Below are 22,890 nucleotides of genomic sequence, written 5' to 3'. Positions count from 1 at the left end.
TTACAGGGGAGGGCTAAATTGTTTTTGCTCTCAGTGAGCATTGATGTTGTATTTCGTGTGGTTAATCGTACATCTCGCCCTGTTCTATTTGTGTTATGGATGCCTCTTCGGTTTCTCGCTGAAGTGCATTTTGTGTGTCTTCTGCGAGCTGTTGGTTTTGGGTTGCGTTATTGGTCGGGTTTTTCTTTTTCGAGGCTTTGGCAAGAGTTTGTTTTTGACGGGCTCTGGTTTGCTGCTGCTCTTCTTCGTTTTCATAGGTACTTTGCTGGATGGCAAGTAATCGGTTTCTTTGGGTTTCATCGAGTTCATGCAAAGCAATTAATTCATGAAAAATTAAGGCTTGATCGATACTCTCCATTGCTTTCCCTCCGAGTATGCTGCGTTTGATGAAGGAGGGTTGGAGATTGCTCATGCGATCGTATTTCAGTTGCAGTTTCGTGATGAGCATGGAGTTAGGCGTTCGCAAGTAACACTCTAAATCATCCAAACCTTGGATTTCCGCTGGAGAAACCACCGGGCGCGTTTTGTTTTGATGGCCGAGTGAGACACCGTCACGCAGTGCGTTCGCACCGTAAGAGATATTTTCTCGTGAGATATCGATTTCTTGATCACCAAGGTCCTCCGAGGAAATGGCGGCCATCGCTTTTGAAGGGGCACGGAAGAAAAAGCGCGTGTTGAGCAAATCAAAAATGACTCTGGCCGCGTTACGCCCATAAGTGGTTTCTAATTGAGCGTAAGATTGCAACCCCAGTAAATAACACCCCCCAAATTTACGCACTTCAGAAATAATGTGCGTGAGCTCAGGCAGTTTATGTAACGTAGGCATTTCATCGATGATCACCCAAATTCGGCGGTCGTCATCGGGCTCCATTCCTAGAATGGCGTTGGAGGCAATCGCAAGCCACATCGAGATCAGTGGTCTGAGGGCGGTGTGTTGTCTTGCATTACTGGATAGGAACAGAAACCCTTGTTGTGATTCGTCTTGTACCCAATCAGTGATCGAAAATGGCGCCCGTTTACGGTGGCCTTGGGCGTCTTTTTCATCCAAACCATGTAAGTAACGTAAGGATTTAATGTAAGTCGCCAGAACCGATTTGATGGAGATAGCCGTCTTCTCAATACTTTTCGAGACTAGGGAGCTGGCTTCGGTGTCTTTTAAGTGTTCACCTAACGTTGAAAGCTCAGATGTTAAGATAATGTGCAGCAAATTTTCAATGGTACATTTGTGTTTGTCATCGATCATCATTTGATAGGTGGTTGCTGCGAAAATGGTTCGTGCGGAATCCACCCAAAACGGGTCGCCTTCGCCGTGTTGCGGAATAAGCGCGGCCGCGAGCGATTCAAAGTCCGGGGCTTCTTTGGCATCACTCCAAATATCCCATGCAGCGCAACGCTCATCGAAGGGATTCAAAATCACGTCTTTATGCGGGTCATAGAACTTACTGACAAAATCGCAGCCTTTGTCGTAGATGATGGCTTTATCGCCTCGCGCCCGTATCCAACGTAAGAGCTTGCGAATTGCAACGGATTTACCTGCCCCCGTAGTGCCGTCAATCATCAGGTGTTTGACTTCAAATCCATCAACAAAAAGCTTGTGACCATCGAGCGCAAAAGGGGAGAGTTTTTTCTTCTTTTTTAGCTCTGCGGTGACGGCTTTAGGCTCAGCCAATTGAAAGCCTCGAATGTGATTATCTTCGCTCTGCTTCTGCCCTTTTCTCTTAAACCAGTGGTTAATCATCACAAACAGCACGGTGGAAGCGGCCACATAGACCAGTAGGCCAACAAACAGGGCTTGCAGCAATTCTTGGTAGCACTGTGACAAGATGGGGTTTTGCAGTTGTTGGCCAAGGGTGCTGCTGTAGCGTTGCTCTTCCCATTCGACCACCACGTTGCGCTCTAAGCTAAAACCTAACTTGTTGAAAAGCTGAAATAGACTGTAGTAGTAGGCACCCGTGAATGTGTTAGTCGAGGTGATGAAGTAGGTGGTGAGGAGCCCTAGCAAGGCCGCGAAGATATTGAGGTACTTGATTGTGGTCACGTTCACTTGCCACCACATACGGATGTTGTGAAAAGTGATTTGACCACCACGAGTTGTAGACATAGAAAAACTCCTTGTGAAGGAAAACAAAAAAAAAGCGCCCACACTGAGTGCGGCGCTTTTGGTCGGTAGAATGAAATCAGAAATAAGGTGACAGGCTGCAAAGGAGGTGTATTACGAGTGCCAAGGTTAAGGTTCGACAGAATCGCTTGGTGATCACAATGCTAGAGCCGAGCACGGCAACACACTTTTGCCCCATTGTGAGTTGAATACTTAAATCACACCTATAGTCTTTCGATATGTTTTTCTAATGTTCGAGGGCATGTGAGGCTAATCATAGATGCTGTAATTATGACGGTAAAACACTTATTTGAATTCGATCTTTTGTAGTACATTAGTGGCATATGCGCTTGTATGCTTTATAGGATAATTCTTATGTACATCAAAAAGGTAACGATTAATAACTACCGCAGCTTTCGATCTTTTGAGGCTCAGTTACAAAAGCTAACTGTTGTTATCGGAGAAAACGACACGGGCAAGACAAACTTCTTCACCGCACTTTCGTTACCCCTAAGTGGCAATCAGATAGATTTCAATCAAAAGCGTTTAAGCATTTCTGATATCAACAAGGACTCAGTTATAGAGTTCTTTGCTTCAGTAATCAGCGAAGAACCTACACCAAACCAGCTCCTGAAAATTCCAAAAGTATCAGTGACTGTAGAGTTCGCTGATCCCAAAGATAGCTATGAGACTGCATTGTTATCTAAATGGGTAGTATCTGATGGTGATGGCGAAACTTATAAAATTAGATATGACTTTAAGCCTAAAGACGACGCGGACTTACTTGAAGTAGTAAAAAAGTCGCTTGAAGGTAAGACTATCGACGATGTGAACTGGTTTACCTTACCCGTCGAGCTATATGATTATCAAATCGTATCGGTAAACAACGAAAAAACTATCGCCTTTAGCGACCTCAAACACGTAAGCATTCATAGTATCAACGCTGAGCGAGATGATTTCTCAGAAAGCAGTTCAATGAAATCTAACAGCATCTTCACAAAGCTGCTTATGAACACACTCGATGATGATGGCAAAAGTCAGATCAATACTGCTTACTCTGAGTTCTTTACCGCAATCGAAGACACAGAGACATTCGACAAAGTCATTAGTACTAACCCAGACTTTGATAACTACGATGACATTATCAAAAAACTAGAATGCACTCCTAATCTGCCTAACTTGAAGAATATTTTATCGAACATCACGCTCAAATATGGCGACGAGTTTCTGTACCAAAAAGGCTTGGGACAAAGAAACCTTATTTACATATTCATTCTGTTTGCTTACTACAAGTCGTGCGGCGATACATTCAACCTATGTTGTATTGAAGAGCCTGAAGCGCACTTAAGCGTTAACAATCTGCGTTTAGTAAGAGACTTCGTCGAGAAAAGTTCAAATAACAGCGGCTCGCTGGTACAAACCATAATCTCGACTCATAACCCTACGATCATCAACAAGCTACAAATCTCTAATGTATTAGCATTTACTGGAGATAAAGCTATTAGCCTATCAGACGCTTCACCTAAATTAGTTGATTATCTAAGAAAACGACCTAACTTCGACATACTGAAGCTGTTGTTCGCAAACAAAGTGATTCTGGTCGAAGGTACGACCGAAGAAATGCTAATTAGTACATATCTGTCTAAAAAAGCTGGTCTACAAGACCTAGAACTCATAGCTATTGGGCAACGCGGTTACACCAACTTCTTAAATATTTGGCTAGCATTAAACAAAGATAATCTTAATAAGAAAATCGGTGTTATCCGTGACTATGACAATTCAGATGCAACGAAAGCAAAACATGATGCTTATGACGCAGCTCATACCAACATCACTGTAAGAACAACCACCAACTACACTCTAGAAATTGATTTAGTAGAAACAGACGACAACTTGTCTTTACTAAATGGTTTGTTCGGTATGACGGAAGATATTAAAGAAGTATCAGATCACATGATCAAGGGTAAAGCAGCTAGAATGCTAGATGTGTGTGATGCAATGGTCCGTGAAGAAGACCCAATTGATATTGAGCTACCACCTCATATTGCACAAGTCATTGAGGCAGTATCATGATTGAAGTGCAAATTGCTGGGGCTGGAGCTGGAAAAACTTATGGCTTAGCAGAAGCTTTGATAAAGCACATCAAAGCCTGTACCAGTCACAAGAAGACGTTTGCACTAACGTACACAAACACAGCAACAGCAAAGATCGAGCAAGAGGTTATCAAACAGCATGGCTTTATCCCGCCAAATCTCTGTATACAAACAGTACATAGCTTCTTGCTGAATGAAATTATCTATCCGTTTTCATCATTTACACTCGGTGATGTATATAACGATGCATCAATTATGTCTGTTGGGAATCCTAAATATAAAGCTCGTTTATTCAAACACTTAAGAGAGCGAAATGTCATTCACGCAGAGAACGTCTATAACATCGCTAAACAAATTGTTGATGAGACCGTAAGCAAACACAGCAACAGATCTAAGAAAGCCAAGGTTCAACGACTCTTGGCTATTCTTGAAAACTGTTTTGATAAAATATTCATTGATGAAGTTCAAGACCTAGATGGTGACGCACTGCGAATATTCGAGGTACTCGGCAGTAACGGTATTGACGTATACATGATCGGAGACCCGAAACAAGCAATCAAGTACCCCAAAGCACTCGATAGTTTTATTGAGAAAGTAACAGCACAAGAATATGCAACCATACTTGAGATCAACAACCATACTAGACGTGTACCTACCGAGATACTAGCCATCTCTAACGGTTTTTGCTATGAAGATCAGCAACAAGAGTCGCTATCGGAGGTTGTCGGTGAGTTAATGTATATAGAGTCAACCGACGCTAAGTACGACGATCTACTCAATAGCTACATAGACACTAAACAAATAGTTTGTATCGACAAAAAAACTGGTCGGTATTCAACATCATCTAAGCATCGATATTCTTTCCCCCGAGAGATCGAGGAGATGATTCGTGAGTCTAACCACAAGAAAGACAAGACATTGTTTGTGAAAGCAGCTTTTGCTGACTTTATGGATGATGTAGCTAAAGATAATGCTAAAAGAGCAGTAAACAAGCTAAAAGCTAGACATTCGTTGACACTAGAGAATTATCACTTTGCTCAGCTATATGAACTATGCGCTAAATGTACAGAAGACAACGTTCAGTTTAGAGTACAAAGCATTGACTCGGTTAAAGGGCTGGATGCCGATACTTGTGTTGTTATTATTAGTCCTAACCTACTGAAATATCTAACTAAAAATAACCTCAGTAGAGCTAATTATTTTAACAAAGAGTGGAAGAAGGTTTATGTAGCTCTTACGCGGGCAAAGAAGAGATTGATACTGGCCTTGGATCATGACCTACTCTCTGATTCTGACATGGGTGTGGTGAGAGATTCCATTGGAGCACTCGGTTTCGTCTATCATGACTGACTTGGTTTTGCTCACACTGAATAAAGAGATACTTTTATACGTCTGAGTAGCATTAGGCATTAAGATGAAATAAATAAGACTTGGTGAAATGAATTATAAAGAAGAATACAAAAAGTGGCTTGAACCACCAGAGGGAGCATCTTCAACTTGGTTTAGACAACGAGGGTATGCTTTTGAAGAAATTCTCAAAAATTGCTTAAATAGTGAGGGAATGGACCCACGTTCTAGTTATAAAGCCGATGGGGAACAGATTGACGGATCATTTTTCCTTGATGGTAGCGTCTTCTTGCTTGAAGCAAAGTGGCATTCAAATGAGCTTCCTGCCTCATCGATCTATCAGTTCAAAGGTAAAGTCGATGGTAAGCTGCTGGGGACAATTGGAGTCTTCATTTCAATGTCTGGCTACTCGAAAGACGCCGTTGATGCTCTCACTTTAGGTAAATCTCTCAATGTTATATTGTTTGGTAAAGAGGATATTGATGCTGCGTTGATTGGCAACAGCACATTCAAAAATGTTCTTAAGTCTAAGTTACGAATTGCAGCGGAACAGGGGGTGGTGTACCACTCGACCAACTACGAGCAAGCTACCAAAGATGGACAAATAATCATTGAGGCATTTACTTATGACAATATGTCATCGAGTTTAGTTAGACAAGATGCAAACTTTGAAGGTCAATCAGATTTGGTTGTTATCTGTGAAGGTTCCACCGACCGTGAAATTATTTCGCTATTAGCTACCAGAATCTTGCGAGAAAATGGATTAGCTAAAAAGGTCAATATAGTTGTAGCTATGGGTAAAATGACAATTCCTAGAGTTGCAAATGCGACAGTAAATATTGGCACAAGCTCACCTGTGCTTATTGTCACAGATTCAGATGACGACTTTTCTGGTACAAGAGATATGCTAAAACGTGGTGTCGAGTTATCAAATTGGGAGTACGCAATACCTGATCCAGCTATTGAATCTTGGCTTGGCGTAAAACGTGAGGACTTACGTAGGGTGCGCCGTGGTGACAATATGCGAGAATTTTTATCGAAACAGGTCGAACAGCTAGATTTAAATGAACTAGCAGCAAAGAACGACTCATTTAAAATTCTGCATGACTGGGTAAAAAATGCCTAACTAGCATTTAAGGTTTAAAGATACTTTTTCTAATCTGACAGAAACGGTTTTGTGCAATACCCCTAAATTGTTTCTGTCCAGAGACTTCTCAGCGGGGTTCATGGCTTACAAAAAATTGCCCTATTCTAAGCTAGATCTGTTCCGTTTCTCATTTCTATATGAGGTTATTTGACCTATTTTTTCTTATGCCACAAAGTGTCTATGGATTTGGTGGCAATTCAACACCTCGGCAAAAAGGATTTATTCGAGCAAATGAAAACGATAACAGTTGAAAAGGGTGACATAGAGCTAGGCCTTTGGACTTTCGAAGATAATAAACTCACTACAGGGACTTACAACGTACAAGAAATACCTATACAAGACGTTGTTAAGCTTCAAAAGAATGAGGTAATAGGAAAGAAGTATTACGTAACTTTTGAGTTAGGTTCTACTCAATCTTTCGTTGCTACTATGAAAGAAAAAACTTACTTGGCTATCTATGATAGTTTCGTGAAACTTGGCAACAACCCGATCTCAACAGTACTTCTGTTAAAAAGAAAATCGAAGAAAAATGTGGTTTGGTCGGTGTTAGGGGTGTTATTTTTGGTCGGTATATTTTCTGGCTCTGGCTCAGATTCTCGACCAGAAGAATGTGACTTTTTGTCTGACGATAAATTAAGCACAAGGGCTTGGAACAAAGAGTATAAATCTTGTAGCTCCGATTATTTAAATATTGACGCAAATATTGTTGGCTCATCTGGAGCGCCTAACAACATCGCATACTATTACCAGAAAGGTCAGGCTTGGTTAGTGCTGAATATGAATGCTCCTAACAACACTAAAAGGTCATTTGATAAACTAGTTTCTTCGGCAAAAACTCTGTCACTAAAAAGCACTGGACTGGAACTACCGACAGAAATTGCAGAAGCAGTTAAAGATCACTCTAAACTGCCTTTATCTATGGCTAATGGTAAACATCGTTGGAAACTAGTTAAGGAACAATGGCCAAGTGGCAATGGTTATGAACTCAAGTTCTACCTCTATGATTTATAGACTTTTTGATAGAAGTGTTTTGAGTTCTTTTGTGCTGTTGCTGTATAACCGACTTGAATGTCTGAAAATGATTCGTATCAGTCAATAATGGATACAAACTTAAGTTATTTTCCATACTTTTAGTTATTCATGTATTGCTAATTTAGATGGGGTACTGGCACGCTTTTGTCCAAAAACTTCTCAGATTGAATTTTTACCCGTGGCATTTTATAGCTCGAAAATGCCCCAATCCAAGTTTCAGTACCTTCTAAGATCTATAAACAAAACTAATTCGATTACCTGCGAGAGGAAAGTTTTGATAATCTAGTCCCTTTCATCTTTCCGATCCAAAAATCTTTTATCCCGACAATGAGAACTATCTTAGTTGCTCCGCCTTTGAGGTGTGCTGACCATGATGACTTATCTTGTTGCGATGGTTGAGGGAAGTCCTCGGGGTGAGTATGCCACTCTCCGATATAATTAACCGTTCCCCCAGACAACTGGAAACAATTATCTACTTTCTGTTGATGGTGTTTACCTCGCCTATCCACTAGGTTTCTCTGTCTAAGATCACCAAATCCGGGCTTAGACAGATCAGTAATAACTATATGCTGGCCTCTTTCTTCACCAAGTAGCACACCTGCTGCTTCAGTATCTTGCATTTCAGTTTGTCTATATTTTTCTAGAACGGCTAAAACATGTTCAGTAATTATGACGAGGTGTCCATTGCTATCTTGATACGTAAGCTCTCTCTCAAACTTCATTGCATACCACGCATTGCATTTGAGGCTGCAGTACCTTTCTCTTTCCGGTACGATGGCGAGGGTCTAAGATAAACTCACTGTAAGTCCAAGGCGTGCTTGCATTAAGAGTATTTAGTACGGCCTCCAACGCCATAGCTGCAGAAATCTGGCTTACTCCAGCGTCATAAACTGTATAAGTATTTCCACAGCTGACTTTTTTTTCTTTAGACAGGTCTAGGTCTTTAAAGCGCATGTCGATATGGTCTTGATGGATGCTCTTATCAACCGTCATACACCCATAGCAACTCAGACTGTCATCAACTAAAACCTTAGCTGCTCTACCATTACCATCATTGAACACATGAACGATAGTAGGCCGTTTGACTGATATCTGACGAACAACAAATGCTAGCCTCTTTGATATAGGGGGACGACCAGTTGCATCAATAACAATATCGTACTTACTAAGCGTTCCTTCATTGATAGGAAAATTATTATCAAATCCAGAAATATTTTTAGCTAAGTGTGTTGAGTTCTTAAGCTTTTTAGCCAAAGCTGAGGCTTTATTGCTCCCAAAGTCTGATACAGAAAGTGTATGCCGAGAAAAGTTATGAGGCTTTAGAGTATCTCTATCGTAGAGATGTAAGCATTTCGCATCTAAGCCAGCTCCGTTTCGAACGAGCAACTCTGCTAAATATCCCCCTATTGTACCGCACCCAATTAGAGCAATGCTTTTTGAGCTTAACTCAAACTCCCTCTGTTGATTACGGCTTAATATGGCGGATTTATCCGCTTTAGTAATTGATAACCGAGCGAGCTTGGAGCAAAAACCTTTTCTAGACATAATTCCGATCAGATTTTTGAAAGACGTTTGCTTCCTCTTTCTTCGGGTTTTCCGCGAACTAAACTGGCACTCAATACTATTGACATCTATCTCTAGATAAAGGGAAACCGGATCTTGCTTCTCAATATCAAGCACTACAATATTTCTTTTTGCTTTTGAGTTAGATAGGCATCGAACAAGATGATCTCTTGCGCTGAAATCAACTAGTTCAAGCCAAGATAGCACCTCTTTAAGATCTTGAGGCGGCCACTCTACACCGGATAACCGACTTGGACGAACCCAGACATAATGAGTTTTTATCGAAGGGCTCTCAGGACGAACCAACTCTAAGCCTCTTTGATTTAGCCAGCTTTGTAAGTACTGATTGCTCTGTAAGTCATGCTCTTTTTTATCAACCTCTACGGTAATATACTCACTTGACCGTAGCTTTTCTTTACCTGTCGCTCTTGCTAACACGGATGTGTAGCTGGAGTGTCTTCGAAGTTCGCTGAGTGAATATAATTCGGCAGTAGAAGACCAGTAAGATACAAATTCATTATCAAGCTCCTCGTCTCCCTTGACTTCATTGTTCATAGCATTTACTGCAATATCTAGTGTTGTCTTTATCTGAAGATCTACAGTTTTATATAGTTCAACTAAGTTATTCGGATTCCAGTCAGCTTCCATTTGTTCGACGTAACACAGGTAGCCTTCATGAGATATATGAGGGATTAGCCGCCCTTGGAGAGCTAGCGGCATCTCAATTACAAAGACAGTTGGAAGCTCAATATGCGGGTCACTCGCTTGTATCATTGCAACTTCAAACGCACCATACTTTGTATCGTATCTTTTTATATAAACCCCACCTAAAATGGAGTGTTTCTGTAAAAAGGATTCTTTTCTTAAACGGTTTATAGGTCTGTAACTATAACCAAGCTTAAGTAGAGCCTGATGAGTAATACTCACGATGTTTATCCACTCACCATTGAAGAACTGATTTGTGTAGAAGAGTTTGCTTTAGTTGGTTCCTGACTATATGCAGGAGCGGCAGCCTTATGCTTAATAAGCTCTCTGTCAAAAACTCGCTCTCCGAAAACTAAAGACAATTTAGATAGAGCATCACTTTTTGATTCAGCTCTTTCTGCTTCTCGTAGTTGTTCAGGTAATAACCTCAACTTACCAACAATATCTCGCTCTCTATTGGTATGCTGACTTTCTGGCGGAAACAATGGTCTTTCATCAGTGTCATCTGGACTTTCAACCCCTTTAAGAAACTCTTGGTATAAGTTGTCAGCAACAACCTTCATTGTCTCTCCCATATCTTGAGCCTCAACAGAGTGTTGCTGCAAAACTTCAACCGTTGCAGCCATCAAACTGATGGACGATGGACCACCAACTTGCCATTGTGCATCACGCCAAGCTTTCATATACCTGCATATTTTTCGCAAATGTTTGCCTATACGGCGGCACTCGCCTTCAAACCAATCTTCAACAATCTTCGGGTCACTATTCATCCACTTAGGACTACCAGGTTCTCCATCTCTAAGAGCAAGGTTTACATTTTCAGAGTCTAACTTTTCATACTCTAGGTCATCAGCTGAATCTTGTATAAAGCCATATGCTTCCATCCCCGCTGACTCATACATAGTACGATTATTTAACGCCTTGAGCATGGCTGTTTCTTTTTGCAAGAACTGTTCTTTTGGGATTGCATACATTGGCACATCAATGTGTGTTCGCTCTTGAGGGATTTTTATACGAGCACAAGTTCGTTTGCTATCGAACTCCCAGCCAATATTTTCTTCAACGAGTGATTTAAGGGAAGCATCAACCAGAAGAGTTAAGAGTTGGTGACCAATCTTTGGTTCAGACTCAAAGAAAGTCATTGGAAGATAGGTTCCATCATCAATGTCCATTTCTTGGCCTAGGTGAAAAGGGCGGTTTAAAGTTTTGTATTTGAAGCTTCCCTGAGTCCAAAATCTAGGCTTTAAGATTGAAAGCTCCTTTAAGGTATCTCTGTCCATTTGGCTCAACAAACTGCTTGCTTCAATGATTTTTTGTTGGGTAAGATATTGAAGATTTGTCTTTAGTAGACGAGTGTACAGATAGTCACTATTTTGGCTAAACGCAGCCTGCTCTTTGGCTATAGCCCCAACTTCCTCAAAGACACTTGTAATGCGCTTCCGGACAGTATTACGAAGATACAAAAGCTTTTCATCTTCTTCTTTATTGAGAAGAAGTTTACCCATTAAACCGTCTGTTCGATTAGTGTAGTAATGGTGTAGATTCCAATTCATGCTAATGTTCCTTTTTCGTTTGAGGTATCAGCCCTCGCTTTAGATTTAAATGTTTCAGCTGGTTTAGAAAAAATCAATTCTAGCCGTTTATCTTTTGCAAACTCTTCATTTGCCAACTGCTTGCCTCTAGAAGCCAAATTGTCTAGCGCTTCAATACTAGAGTTATCAAGTGTAATATCTCCTGCTGCTTCATTTGGGACTCGGCTATCTAAGCTAATATAATTGCCAATGGCACCGTGCACACTCAACTCTCTTGATAGCATAAACTGATGTAAAATCTGATTAGCGGTCATAGTAGTAAGAACTAATCGCTCTCCTAACCCCCACATCCCTAGGTAACCCTTTTTTGCTCTCAATAGCTTCGGACTAAGTGCATATTCTTCACCCATAGTCCCAACATTCAGAACATGGATATCTGAGTATGAAGCATCTGGAAAATCACTTTTCATATCACCAAAAACCTCATGCAACCCTACAAAGCTAGGATTGTTAGCAACTAACCCCCCATCAACAAAGTACGCTTTAAGATCTTCGCAAAAATATGGTTCGAAATAAGTAGGTGCAGCAGACGTGGCTAGAGCAGCATCCACCAACTTCAAAGGCCCATCACGAGTGAAATCTGGGTTATGTGGTGTCTTAAAAAACTGAGGACGCCCCGTTGATAAGTTGACAGTAGGGATCATTACACGCCTATCAAGATCGTTAAATGTTGTGCTTTCCCCAATCATTTCAATAATGGCTTCTTTCAGTGGCCCAGTTTTATAAGTGGCACCAAACGCTTTCTTGATTGTTTTTAGTAGATTATTGAACCATTTATGCTGAGGAAATATCTTATCGCTTTTACTATAAAAAACGTTTTTTAGCTCTCGTGCAGATTTCCCCTCGGCCAACCCTAAAGCGAGAAGTCCTCCTATGGATGTACCTGTAATCAGATCAAAGTAGTCACCAATCTTAATCGTCTTCTCGTTTGAAGAATCTTCAAGGATTCGCTCTAATTCAGCTAACACGCTAATAGTAAAAAGGCCTCGGACGCCCCCGCCATTGAGGCTCAAGACTCGGACTGCATTTGAGGGAAGGAGGTTATCGCTCATTTCTTTTCCTTTAATCTGATGTTACTGGAGTGCTTTATAAATGCCATCTGCACTTATAGTATCCATTCCATATATTGACACTTAAATAGCAACTAAACACAAGATATGGGTATGGGCGGTATTTTTCAATAGCTTGCAAAGGATAAAATGAACGATAATTCCAAAGAGGGATCTTTCTTGTTAGCGTCTGCTAACCCTAGGCCGTAGGAAATGCCTTCTGTTGATATATACAGTGAGCATGTTTGTGCATTAATTATCTGAGAATAATTTTGTATTGAATTTATTTAGGACGCAGACGAACCTCATGTATCATCAGGCTTGGTTAGAATTGCATAGACACGATAGTGTGTTTTTCGATACCAAAAGTTATCCACACTGCTCTAATTTAGCAAATTCCCTAACACAAAGATGTCCAAAAGCTTCTCAGGTCGAATTTTTACCAGTGGCACTTTCTTAGATTTTTTGCTCTTCTATATGTTTGTCGCCCCTAAGTTAGCCAAATTTAGCTCATGGTTGGTTCCTAGCTTTGCTTATATTTCACATGAATTTTTAGATGTATTGAAACGCACTTGTGGTAGAGCAAGTTATGCCTTTAGGCGTTAATTATTGTGTATAATGTGCGAAACATAATAATTATGAGATGGTCATTTTGGATCTTAATGACGAAGAACTTACAATCAGGGACAGGGCAGTCATCTTTGCCAAGAAAAACAGGACTAAGATTTGCCGAAGGCTTACTGATAAAGCAGTCTACCTTCCAGAAGAGGCTCCTGTATCTGTCTTTATGAGTGGTTCTCCAGGGGCAGGGAAAACAGAGTCATCTAAAGAATTAGTTGCTTCCATCTCTGATGGTCATGTGCAAGTTCTTCGCCTAGATCCTGATGACTTGCGCATTGAATTTGAAGATTACGATGGTTCGAATTCATACTTATTTCAGCGTGCAGTTGTTATTCTTGTTGAACGTTCAATGGACTATATCTTTAAGAATGGTCAGAGTTTCTTATTAGACGGAACGTTATCAAGCTACCATGTAGCGGAAAAAAACATTCAAAGATCTTTAGACAAAGACAGAGATGTACTGATAATATTTGTTTATCAACGTCCTGAACTGGCATGGGAATTTGTTAACGCGAGAGAAAAAGTTGAAGGTAGAAAAATTCTCCCTGAACACTTCGTAGAACAATTCTTTGGTTCTCAGTCAGTTATAGAGGCGTTGAAGGAAAAATTCGGTAAAAAGATCCAAGTCGACTTGTTGATGAAAGATAATGATGGCAGCACTAGAACTTATCATAGTAACGTTAGTAGCTTGAAACCTTATCTGAAACCGAATTATACTTTAGAAGAAGTAAAAAAAATTGTGGGCATTTAAAGGTTGATAGGAGGCTTTATGTTTAATTTTAGCAGTAAGAAGGTTGCTTCATCACCATTGTCAAATTTTGTGAAGCGTACATCTTCAAGTGAAAAGAAAAAAGTTTATAAAAGAGTGATCGTCGCTGCTTCAGAGTCTCAAAACTCAACAATTGAGAAGGCCAAAGCAGTTGCATAATCGAACATGCTCTTGCTCATCAATTCTTTAAGCCGATTCAAACTAACACAGTTGAATCGGCTTTTTTACACCTCTAACTTTAGCGTATGAACAAACAAAGGCATAACAATCGTTTAAGGTTTCAAGATACTCTTTCTAATCTGATGAAGCGGTTTAGTGCAGTGGTTGTAAATCATTTATGTCCGTACGACCTGAAGTCGTATGAAGCGTTGTTCACCGCTTTATGAGAATCTTAAAGGCTAGGGGTAATTTCACGGTTGGCAGACAATCATGAACATGGACTGTCACTTCAATCTGTCCCAAATAGCGAAAGTGCCCATCGAGCGACACGTGAAAATCAGGAGTGTTGCGACCCCTTTTGCCCCTCAATACCAAGAATACTTGGCGAAGAGAAAACCCAAAGGCTAGCTCGTAACTCTTGGAAAGAGCCTGTCCTGCTTGCTTTATAAGTTGTTGGGTATCAAATGATACCTTAGTGGAGGCTTGAGTCGTATGCAGTGAAAGTTGCACGTAGGTTCTTAGAGGGGCGGTACTTGGTAAGCAAGTGTTGTCTACTCGACAAAAACGTTTTTAAAACTGATCAGCCTTTGTGTGATTAGTTTTAGCATACTCTGGACAAAACCTATCTAGAGAGGGTTTAAAAGAGGTAATTGTCCCAATATCTCGCTAGACCTAGCCTTATCTTCTAGCTTGTAAGCCCATTCGTTTGTATCGACAACAACATATTGAAATTCAAGAGGCTGGTGGATGTATTCCTTCGTTAGAGCGTCGAGCTTGAGTCTCCGCAAGCAAAGCGAGGGAGGTCAGATGGTTTCAAACTCGGAATCACCAAATGGTTCGTAACGTACCCGCAAAATTGGTCAACACTTAAGGACCAGAAGCATGACTTTGAATATGTGTGATTAGACCAAATTTGGGCTTATGACTGTTCTTTTCGATTTGTCTTCCAGACATACCGCAATAAATCAGTTGTGCGCTATGCCAAATAGCATAGATGCCAGCAGCAACTTTCGGGCTATCAAAGATTACTTTCTACAACAAGCGTGTTTTGCGAATATATTAAAACTCAGCAGTCGCAAGTATAACGACACTTTGGATACGTAGAGCAACCATAAAAAGACATACCAGATTTAGCTCCTCGCTTAGCAACACGCATGACAAGCTTAGATTGGCAACTAGGGCAAATCATAGATTCGACGCCTGCCCTGTGTGTTTGGGGCGATATTGATGGTTTATTTTGAAAGCTGCGCCCATCTTCAATCATATGTACTAGTTCGCTGCCGTTGACTAGCCACAGGCGCTTATCTAGGGAAAAAGCGACAGCCTCAGAAGTAAAGTCTCCTGAAGTTACGATAATCATCTTACTGGCATTGTTCCCGATCATGACACCGTACATTTCCCTTAGAATTTGCACACCCACTTTGCGAGTTTTCCAATGCTTACATTGTACAAGACTTAATTCACTATCTTTTGTAAGCCAAATATCAACACCGCCATCAGATTTTTGAACGAAAGACTGTTTGACCGCATACCCTTGAGATTTAAAGTATTCTCCGATGTAACTTTCAAATTCGATCCAAGTTAGGTGATTTAGTGGGGAAGTATTCCTCTGAATTTTAATCTGAGTGTTCGTCTTGAGATAGCTTCTTTTTCTCTGATATTGCTTGAAAAACGCTATCGGTGCGGGGATAAGAAATAAGAACGTAAAATATGGAGCCATCAAGGGCAAGTTTGGAGCAATAGCTTCAAAGATGAAATTATTGCTATCCACGGCCAAGCTAGGCAATAGATATGAAAACCCAAAATAAATACAGGCAGAGAGCACTACGCTTAACCACCATGGAGCATCCATTAAGTGCCATATGATTCCATCGTTTTTTCGTGCCATTTGCAGATTACCTGATAAGCGTTTAGATGCATTAAAACACAAGCGATAGATGATGGGTATAGTTTGTAAGGTGATACTTATCAGTATGATAGCTATTGATGAGCTAGGGCTGGGAAGGCAACGCTTGAATTCGGATTTCTTGTTCGGAATCCGAACACTTCTAACTCATAGTTGTCGAGTAGACGACATACTCAAGTCAAGATGACTGTGCTCACCAAGCGACTACAAATCAAAACCTGCATGACATCAAATTTGGGAGTCAGCAGATTTTAAGGCACTTTCATGATAAATTTGCCAACATGATAAAATCGATTAACAACCTTCAATTTATATGAATGACCAACTAACCCCAATCAACAAAGACCATTTAAAAAAACTTATCCGAGCAGAACTGGAGCTAACATGGTTTGATAATAAATCAGCTAGCCCTGATATGTCTTGGGTTACTCCTACGGTGCTAGAAACATTGTTTACTGAGTTGATAGCTCATACGCGTGGTAATCAATCAAAGGCTGCTAGGATGTTAGGGATCAACAGGGGGAGTTTCAGCAAAAAATTAAACCAGATCACAAGTAATAAACTTGGATTGGTTGAAAGCTTATAGGTAGCCATCATTACCTTGAAAAACGCTGCAAGTCAGTAGCTTGGTCTAATTTACCCCCGTGATATATCACGGGGGTTACAGCGAACAGCATGATAAGAACGGATAACCTTTTAGCAAGGTAAATCGACAGCTTAAAATTGCTTTTGTACCGGGCAAGGGTATTGCTCTTTTAGCCCCATCGCTAAGTAATAACCGATAGAGCCGCTAATGCCTGGTTTACCGTATTTTTTAATATTATGTTCAATTTGGTTATTAATCAGCTCCATTAACTCTTCGGTTTTCCATTCCCATAACGTTTCGCGATTGGCTGGATCTTTCATGGGTAAGCAATAATCGATACGTTGATTGCGAGAGTCTAAGCGCGTGGTATACAGATTTATTGTATCCGCAGCAACACGAACCCCAATCAATAAATCTCGATACTCAGGGCTATCGGGATTTCGATAATGCTCAACGTAGTAACGCATATTTGCAGGGTTCTTGCCACTGCTCATGCGGTCGATTTCTGGAATTTGACTATTGGCTAAGCTTGAAAACGAACATAAAGTGGTTAAGCCTAATACGATCCATTTCATCATTAATTCCTCCATTTAACACTATTTGTGTATGTTACTAGTTTGTATTGATTTTTCACTTAGTGCGCTCAATAATTAATCATTATTTATAGTTTAAGAACGGGTTTTATCCTACTCCTTCTTTGTTGGCTGCAAGGTTGATGGTGGCTCAACACGCTTGCTGGTGCCCTCAAATTGTTCACGTGTTTCATTCACGATTTGTGAGTGGTTGTCGGGGTTGTAATAACGCTCTGTGCCGCCGCGTTTCTGATGCTGCTCCAGCACCGTTTGACCGGTATTACCTAGAGCCTGGCCTTTAAATTGTTCCCCCACCATCGTTTGCCACTCGGCTTGGGTCGGCTCAGGATTAAAGGCTTGTTCGTGCTCTTCTTGAGTGGGTACGCTGGCGAGCACAAAATCTTTAAACGTGGCGGTTGTTTTAAAGTATTCCCAGGCATCAGCGCGAGCTTGACGAGCATCGTCGCCCTGACCCGTGAGTATGTACCTTGATTCGTCTTTGGTAAGCCCGTTTTCAACAAACGTTTGGAATGGTATTTCCAGTTTCTCAATCAGGCTGGCCATATGACGTTGCTCTTGGCTGTTGACTTGACTGAGCGTATCGACCTCTTGTTGAGATTGTGTCGTGGACGTTATCAAGCCTTGTGTCTCACTAAAGTTCGCCGTAAAGCCAGTGGCGTAAGTGCCCATTTCTGTCTTACGTTCGTCGGCTGTGAGGCGGTTGCTCGCCTCGATGGTTTGGTTGGCACCAGAGCGGTAGGATTCGATGGCGGCTTGCATTTGGCTTTGTTGTTCGTTGCTCATGCTGCTGAGTGTTTCGCGGTCTTCCTGTGTCCATTTTTGTCCCGTGGACGCGTTCACACTCCCATTAAACCCTACGGCGTCACCGAGAGCGCCGCTTGACAGTCCAGCGTTCACGTCATAACCGCCGTACGCTGAGTGTAAGAAGGCATTCGCTTTCTCATGACTCCATCCGGTTGCTGCACTGACTTGCTCAGTGGCGGAGTTGACCTGCTCTAAGCCTTTTGAAGCCGCTGCAGTTGCACCGTGTCCATGAGTTAAACCGTAACCTTGGGTTGACGAATAATTCTCTTTCCAATCGGCCATCAGTTGAGTGCCACTTTGTGTGCTTTGTGACAAGGCCGCTTGTTGCGTCGAGAGGTTGGATTGAGCTTGAGTGTGCAAGTCTTGCACCGCTTCGCTGTATTGACTAGAGCTGGCGACGTTCCACTGGAAATTCGACGCGGTAGGGCTAGTGTCATACACGGTTGTATCACCGTATTGCGTTGAAAGCATACCGTCTTCGCTTTGCGTGGTACTGCCGTGTTGTTTCAGCAATGTCGACGTATCAAACTTATTGCCATTGACGTTGTTAAACGTGTGGGTCTGCAGTTGCGTATTACCGTGGCTGATGTCACCGCTTGAGGCCGCGGCTGACGTGCGGGCATTGGTTTGGTTTATCATTCCCGCCAGTTGGTAGTTTAAACTGCTCATCATGGCCGCGGCTCCTTTGGTTAACGCCAAAGCAATCGCGGGGGTGGACATCATCAAGTAACCGGTAATGGCGGCGTAACGCGTGTTGACGTAATCAATGCCGCTCATGTTCGAGAGGGTGATGCCGCGTAACCCTTGTGTCGCGCCCTGGGTCGCCCCTTCTAAGAACCACATCATGATTGCGTTGAGGATGGTGAATATCATCGGCCAAGTGGCCAGATAGAAAAAACTGCCAACGTAGTTTTTAAGGACAGGCAGCGCCATATGTGGCAGCAAGGCGATGATGGCAATGATCGCCCCAAAGCAGACAAACAAAATGACCCCGATTGAGTGCATCATTGGAATGAACTCTTTGGCTTGCAGCCCAATGTTGGCCCACATGGTGGTGGTTTGCATTTGGTTGGCGGTGTAGGCGTAGTTGGCCGCGATACCTCGGTGCGTGTTTTCGATGTTCCATCGCGTCATGTTGATGACCATGTTCTGTTTTAAAATATCGACCGCGCTATTACTGACCCCAATTAAATCTTGGTGGCTATTCTCGATGGCGTTTCTTAAGAACGTTGATTGGATGTTGCTCTCTCGTCCCAAGATATACGCGCCCAGTTTATTCATGGTTTGATTGGCCTCTTCATCAAATTGTTTAGTGAGTTCAGGAAAAGCGTCGCGGCAGGTTCTGTATTGACCCTGGGGGTTATAGAGTCCACGAATGGGGGACATCGATTTTGTGGCGAGAAAACCGAGTAAATCCGGTGCTTGCAGGATGTTTTGCATGGTGTATTTTTTGTTAATTCGAATGTCTCCGACGATGCAGTTGTGATAAAAGTCTTTCCAATAGCGTTGCAGGTCAATGGTTTCGGCGTTGGCGCTACGAAGCAACGTGTATAAATTCGAACCAAACACCATGCCTGAGGAGCTGTAGCTTTCATCTTCTGTACTGCTAAAGACGATTTCAATGCCTTCGGTTAAGCCGTGCATGAACGTGGTGGCCGCCCAACCGGGTATCGCGACGATGTAAGGCACGTTATTCACGTAATAAATGCGCATGGGATTTTGCGCGTCATTGATATGGACGGTGGCTTTCATGCTGATAAGAAAAGTGGGGATAGCCAAGTAAATGAACATAAAACGCATCACATGTTTCGCGTCTCGAGACACAAAAAACAGAGTGGCACTGATGATAAAAGCCAGTTGTAAGGCGATTTCGATTAACGAGCCAAAGGTGTTGGTGGTAAAAAAAGTGGCGACAGCGTTCAAGGCTCGTTGTAATTGAGGGCCTGCGCCATAGAGATAAAAGTCTAAGGTCATGGGGATCTCCTTTAATGGCCAAAGGTGAGGTTCGATAAGGTAGCGTCACTGGCCGATTGGCTAAGGAGCTTTCGTTTGCGTTTTAGGCGCTCAGTGAGGGCTAAGTACGCGTTCAATTTCGTTTTGTGACGGTCTCGAAGGGTTTGTAAGTAATCTCTTGCACGGTTGATGCCTTCGAGAGTGCGATTGACGTCAGTTGGGTTCACCGAAGCGAGGTTGGTCAGGGATTGATTGACGATCATCAGCATGTTATTGAGATAGGCATGCAAGAGATCGGCGGCAATATTTTGAGCGTATAAATGGCTTTCTGGCTGCAGGTTGAGGTGCGCATCATCAATGAGCATCGCCAAGATAGGAATGTCACTGAGTTCAACAAAGCTTTTCTCTGAGTCGGTGATAGGTTGGTCAGATTGTAAGTGGGCGTAGAGCGTATCGACGGTGTGGCGTACTTTGGCGTTAAAGGCTTGGCTTTCACTTAAGCGGATGGCGCTTAGGCTCATCGAAAGGCAGGTCTCGGTGTTTTCGCATCGATACACCTCCAAATCCCCTCCGGTCAAAAGGGCGTTAATGGCGGTGTCGTTACCCACTAACATCGCCGGAATGTAGCTTGGCGTCCCCTGCGCGTCGTAAATGACGGTGCCAGTGAGGCTTACGATAAACTCGGCGACCTCTTGATTGTCTTGAAGGTAAGCGCTTTTCATGAGCGCATCCCACACCACATTTAAGTTCACTTTCACAGCGTGCGCGGTGGCGTCATCGGTGTTGCCAGCCAGCATGCTCTGATTGGTACTGACGTGGCGACATTCGTGTTGCGCTTCTAACCAGTCAGAAAAGGCATTACTTTGCGTGCCTAGTGTGGCGCAGGCATGGCGCTTGGCTTCCCCATCGGTAAAGGCCGCTAAACCCGAGACCGCCGATTGTGCTACTTGGCAAGAGTTCATCGAGGTGGTGAGGAATTGGTCAGCAATCGCCTGCAGTTTGTCTCGATTCTCTTTGATGCTCGGCGCCCAAGTTTGCAGCGCTAAATCCACTGCGAAGGGCACGGCGTTGGCAATGACGGCTTTACCAAAAGACACCAGTTGATCCGAATTAATGTGAGAAAAACCGCCCATAAAGGCATCAATGCCCCCGCATCCTGCGCTGACAGAAGGCAGGGTGATGGCGGCCAATTGAATGTTTTTGATGTTGGTGCGAGCAAACAAGCTGCCCGCATTATAGTAAGTGGCGGATTGGCCTTGATAGGCACTTGGGTTCGTGATGTTGCGGTTAAAACTGCTGTCATCCCAAAAGCTGTCCATGGCATCGCCTAGGCCGCCGGCATGAAGTGAACCGGCAACACTCATTAAGAGAGCCAGGAGGGTCGGTCTTGTCATTGTAAACTCTCCATTATGGCCACATCGGCGCGCAAGGCTTGGTAGCTATTAAGCAGCGCGGGGTACGGAACATTGCCTTCACTCAAACGCACGTACTTACCATTGCTGACGTTGATTAAGAACGTGGCGGGCGTAATGGCGTTTTTGAGCTCACCAAAAAACGCGGAGGTGATGTCAGAGGTGGTCGGGATAGGGGTGGTGAAACCGGGTATAGGCTGTCCGTCAAAGGAGAAATCGTACACAGGCAATTGAGTGGTTTGCTCGAGTCGCTTCATGGTCGGCGCAAAGTGGTGACACTCAGGGCATTGACTGAAATGGAAGAAGACCAAGGCGTATTGACCTGTCATCACAGGGTGAGTTTGCGTTTGAGCGAATGAGGTTGAGGCGAGCATCATCAGCGCACTCAACAATAACGTGCGGATAAAAGCGTTCATAAGGGGCTCCTTAATTTAAAAGTCGCTGTCTTGGTAATTGGTCGCGATGTTGTGAAAGCGAGAGAGCAAGTCTTTTTGTGAAATGAAGCCGTAGGCGAGGGGTCTGAGCGCTTTGGTGTGAATATTGGCCAGCATTAAAGCCGGTGTGTAGCGCACCTGTACTTGCCCTGTCTCATCAATACGGTTTTCATCAATCGCCTCAAAGGTCTGACCGTCTTTGCTGATCCCCACCAGTTCGATGTGGTATCGGTGGGCAAAGTCTTGGATGGAGGGCGCCAGAGTTTGAGATAAGGCGTCTTGCCCTTCGTAGATGAAGTAGAGGCCCCAACCTTCTTGCACCAATTGACGCACAGTGGCTTCGTTTTTGAGTTGAATACCTTGATAGTACGTTGCTCTTGCGGCTTGCTCTGTGGGGCGGTCTTTGGTGTACGAGTATTCGGGGTGTTCGTTGATGAGCTTTTTGAAGGTCATGCCCGTTTGAGTGGTTTTGCCATCGATGAATTTTTTCAGCTTCATCAATTTTAGATTTTTCTCTTCATCGGTTGGGTTAATCGTGGCATCGTTTAACGCTTCCTCAAATGTACGGTGGAACCATTGCATCTGCTCGGTGGCGCTCATCACAGTAGACAGGCTATTGGGGGGGAGGCGCTCCTCCTCTTTGGGTGGGGCTTTCGGTGCTTTGGCCTCGTTATACCAGCGCCAGCCTTTGGGGGGCTCATTGGCGAAACTGTGAAAAGCCAATAAAGACAACAACAGCAACGGTAGGGATTTGATTGTTAATCGGTTAATTGAGTTGTTCACCGTTTTTGTGGATAAGTCCTTCATGGTGTGACCTCATTATTGCCAGAAACTCAGCATCTTGTGGGTGCGCGTATGAAATAACGTCCAAAGTGCTTCATCGTTGCCGTGTTTTTGTTGGTGCTTCATCATTTCTTGCTTGAGCTGATGGAGTTGTCGTTTGAACAGAAGATGGCGGATCAGGGTGGTAGCAAACCCGGTTGTCGACAGGGTGGCCACAAGTAAAGGGAGTAGGAGGGGATCCATA

At 42.9% G+C, this 22,890-nt stretch carries 19 protein-coding genes and 1 pseudogene; 8 read left to right on the top strand and 12 right to left on the bottom strand.

Annotated features, from left to right (window positions below; genetic code table 11):
• Nucleotides 1-61: 61 nt before the first annotated feature.
• A complete protein-coding gene (traD, locus tag AB6D93_RS21465) occupies nt 62-2,101 on the bottom strand; it encodes a type IV conjugative transfer system coupling protein TraD (RefSeq protein WP_102333051.1) in 2,040 nt (679 codons plus the stop codon).
• 372 nt (nt 2,102-2,473) lie between these two features.
• Between traD and AB6D93_RS21460 the strand changes: the two genes are divergently transcribed.
• The 4 genes from AB6D93_RS21460 (at nt 2,474) to AB6D93_RS21445 (ending at nt 7,696) form a co-directional block, all read left to right on the top strand.
• Nucleotides 2,474-4,171 carry an ATP-dependent endonuclease gene (locus tag AB6D93_RS21460; protein ID WP_102333052.1) on the top strand — a complete coding sequence of 566 codons (1,698 nt, stop codon included), beginning with the start codon at nt 2,474-2,476 and terminating at the stop codon, nt 4,169-4,171.
• Nucleotides 4,168-5,541, top strand: coding sequence for a UvrD-helicase domain-containing protein (locus AB6D93_RS21455; RefSeq protein WP_102333053.1), 1,374 nt, complete (start codon nt 4,168-4,170; stop codon nt 5,539-5,541). Before AB6D93_RS21460 ends, AB6D93_RS21455 begins: the two co-directional genes overlap by 4 nt.
• Before the next feature lie 88 nt (nt 5,542-5,629).
• The gene (locus AB6D93_RS21450; protein WP_102333054.1) at nt 5,630-6,664 is read left to right on the top strand and encodes a restriction endonuclease; all 1,035 of its coding nucleotides are present in this window, start codon (nt 5,630-5,632) and stop codon (nt 6,662-6,664) included.
• A gap of 201 nt (nt 6,665-6,865) precedes the next feature.
• Nucleotides 6,866-7,696 carry a hypothetical protein gene (locus AB6D93_RS21445; RefSeq protein ID WP_102333055.1) on the top strand — a complete coding sequence of 277 codons (831 nt, stop codon included), beginning with the start codon at nt 6,866-6,868 and terminating at the stop codon, nt 7,694-7,696.
• A 275-nt stretch (nt 7,697-7,971) separates the two neighbouring features.
• Here AB6D93_RS21445 and AB6D93_RS21440 read toward each other — a convergent pair whose 3' ends face one another.
• Genes AB6D93_RS21440 through AB6D93_RS21425 form a run of 4 tightly spaced genes read right to left on the bottom strand, consistent with a single transcriptional unit; the run spans nt 7,972 to nt 12,629 of the window.
• Entirely contained in the window at nt 7,972-8,439 is a 468-nt protein-coding gene (locus AB6D93_RS21440) for a Mov34/MPN/PAD-1 family protein (protein ID WP_102333056.1), read from the bottom strand.
• The gene (locus tag AB6D93_RS21435) at nt 8,429-10,207 is read right to left on the bottom strand and encodes a ThiF family adenylyltransferase (RefSeq protein ID WP_102333057.1); all 1,779 of its coding nucleotides are present in this window, start codon (nt 10,205-10,207) and stop codon (nt 8,429-8,431) included. Before AB6D93_RS21435 ends, AB6D93_RS21440 begins: the two co-directional genes overlap by 11 nt.
• 5 nt (nt 10,208-10,212) lie before the next feature.
• A complete protein-coding gene (locus AB6D93_RS21430) occupies nt 10,213-11,538 on the bottom strand; it encodes a CBASS cGAMP synthase (RefSeq protein ID WP_102333058.1) in 1,326 nt (441 codons plus the stop codon).
• Nucleotides 11,535-12,629 (bottom strand): CBASS cGAMP-activated phospholipase, encoded by a 1,095-nt coding sequence (locus AB6D93_RS21425; RefSeq protein ID WP_102333059.1) that lies wholly within the window; start codon nt 12,627-12,629, stop codon nt 11,535-11,537. Before AB6D93_RS21425 ends, AB6D93_RS21430 begins: the two co-directional genes overlap by 4 nt.
• A 640-nt stretch (nt 12,630-13,269) precedes the next feature.
• On the opposite strand from AB6D93_RS21425, the gene AB6D93_RS21420 reads away from it, so the two are divergent.
• The 3 genes and pseudogenes from AB6D93_RS21420 to AB6D93_RS21410 form a co-directional block, all read left to right on the top strand.
• Complete coding sequence (locus AB6D93_RS21420) at nt 13,270-13,998, top strand: zeta toxin family protein (protein WP_102333060.1); 729 nt, start codon at nt 13,270-13,272, stop codon at nt 13,996-13,998.
• 18 nt (nt 13,999-14,016) lie between these two features.
• The gene (locus AB6D93_RS21415; RefSeq protein ID WP_016799988.1) at nt 14,017-14,175 is read left to right on the top strand and encodes a hypothetical protein; all 159 of its coding nucleotides are present in this window, start codon (nt 14,017-14,019) and stop codon (nt 14,173-14,175) included.
• 249 nt (nt 14,176-14,424) lie between these two features.
• Nucleotides 14,425-14,624 (top strand): annotated as a pseudogene (locus tag AB6D93_RS21410) (group II intron reverse transcriptase/maturase); the annotation flags it as partial.
• 617 nt (nt 14,625-15,241) lie between these two features.
• Here the strand turns inward: AB6D93_RS21410 and AB6D93_RS21405 are convergent.
• Nucleotides 15,242-16,063: a restriction endonuclease gene (locus tag AB6D93_RS21405; RefSeq protein WP_102333061.1), complete on the bottom strand. Its 822-nt coding sequence runs from the start codon at nt 16,061-16,063 to the stop codon at nt 15,242-15,244.
• Between the two features lie 331 nt (nt 16,064-16,394).
• On the opposite strand from AB6D93_RS21405, the gene AB6D93_RS21400 reads away from it, so the two are divergent.
• Nucleotides 16,395-16,667: a helix-turn-helix domain-containing protein gene (locus tag AB6D93_RS21400; protein ID WP_102333062.1), complete on the top strand. Its 273-nt coding sequence runs from the start codon at nt 16,395-16,397 to the stop codon at nt 16,665-16,667.
• 131 nt (nt 16,668-16,798) lie between these two features.
• Here AB6D93_RS21400 and AB6D93_RS21395 read toward each other — a convergent pair whose 3' ends face one another.
• The 6 genes from AB6D93_RS21395 to AB6D93_RS21370 form a co-directional block, all read right to left on the bottom strand.
• Complete coding sequence (locus AB6D93_RS21395; protein WP_102333063.1) at nt 16,799-17,245, bottom strand: hypothetical protein; 447 nt, start codon at nt 17,243-17,245, stop codon at nt 16,799-16,801.
• Between the two features lie 108 nt (nt 17,246-17,353).
• A complete protein-coding gene (locus tag AB6D93_RS21390; RefSeq protein WP_102333064.1) occupies nt 17,354-20,038 on the bottom strand; it encodes a conjugal transfer protein TraG N-terminal domain-containing protein in 2,685 nt (894 codons plus the stop codon).
• 11 nt (nt 20,039-20,049) lie between these two features.
• On the bottom strand, nt 20,050-21,411 hold the full coding sequence (locus tag AB6D93_RS21385) for a conjugal transfer protein TraH (RefSeq protein ID WP_102333065.1): 1,362 nt from the start codon (nt 21,409-21,411) through the stop codon (nt 20,050-20,052).
• Nucleotides 21,408-21,845 (bottom strand): conjugal transfer protein TraF, encoded by a 438-nt coding sequence (traF, locus tag AB6D93_RS21380; protein ID WP_102333066.1) that lies wholly within the window; start codon nt 21,843-21,845, stop codon nt 21,408-21,410. The genes AB6D93_RS21385 and traF (AB6D93_RS21380) overlap by 4 nt, the downstream gene beginning before the upstream one ends.
• Before the next feature lie 15 nt (nt 21,846-21,860).
• A complete protein-coding gene (traF, locus tag AB6D93_RS21375; RefSeq protein ID WP_102333067.1) occupies nt 21,861-22,670 on the bottom strand; it encodes a type-F conjugative transfer system pilin assembly protein TraF in 810 nt (269 codons plus the stop codon).
• Nucleotides 22,671-22,682: 12 nt separating this feature from the next.
• Nucleotides 22,683-22,889, bottom strand: coding sequence for a hypothetical protein (locus AB6D93_RS21370; protein ID WP_102333068.1), 207 nt, complete (start codon nt 22,887-22,889; stop codon nt 22,683-22,685).
• Nucleotide 22,890: the final 1 nt, after the last annotated feature.

The organism is Vibrio sp. 10N.247.310.23 (assembly GCF_041467155.1).
GTDB lineage: Bacteria > Pseudomonadota > Gammaproteobacteria > Enterobacterales > Vibrionaceae > Vibrio > Vibrio crassostreae_C.
The sequence above is the reverse complement of the archived record's forward strand: the minus strand, read 5'-3'. Positions and strand labels throughout refer to the sequence as shown.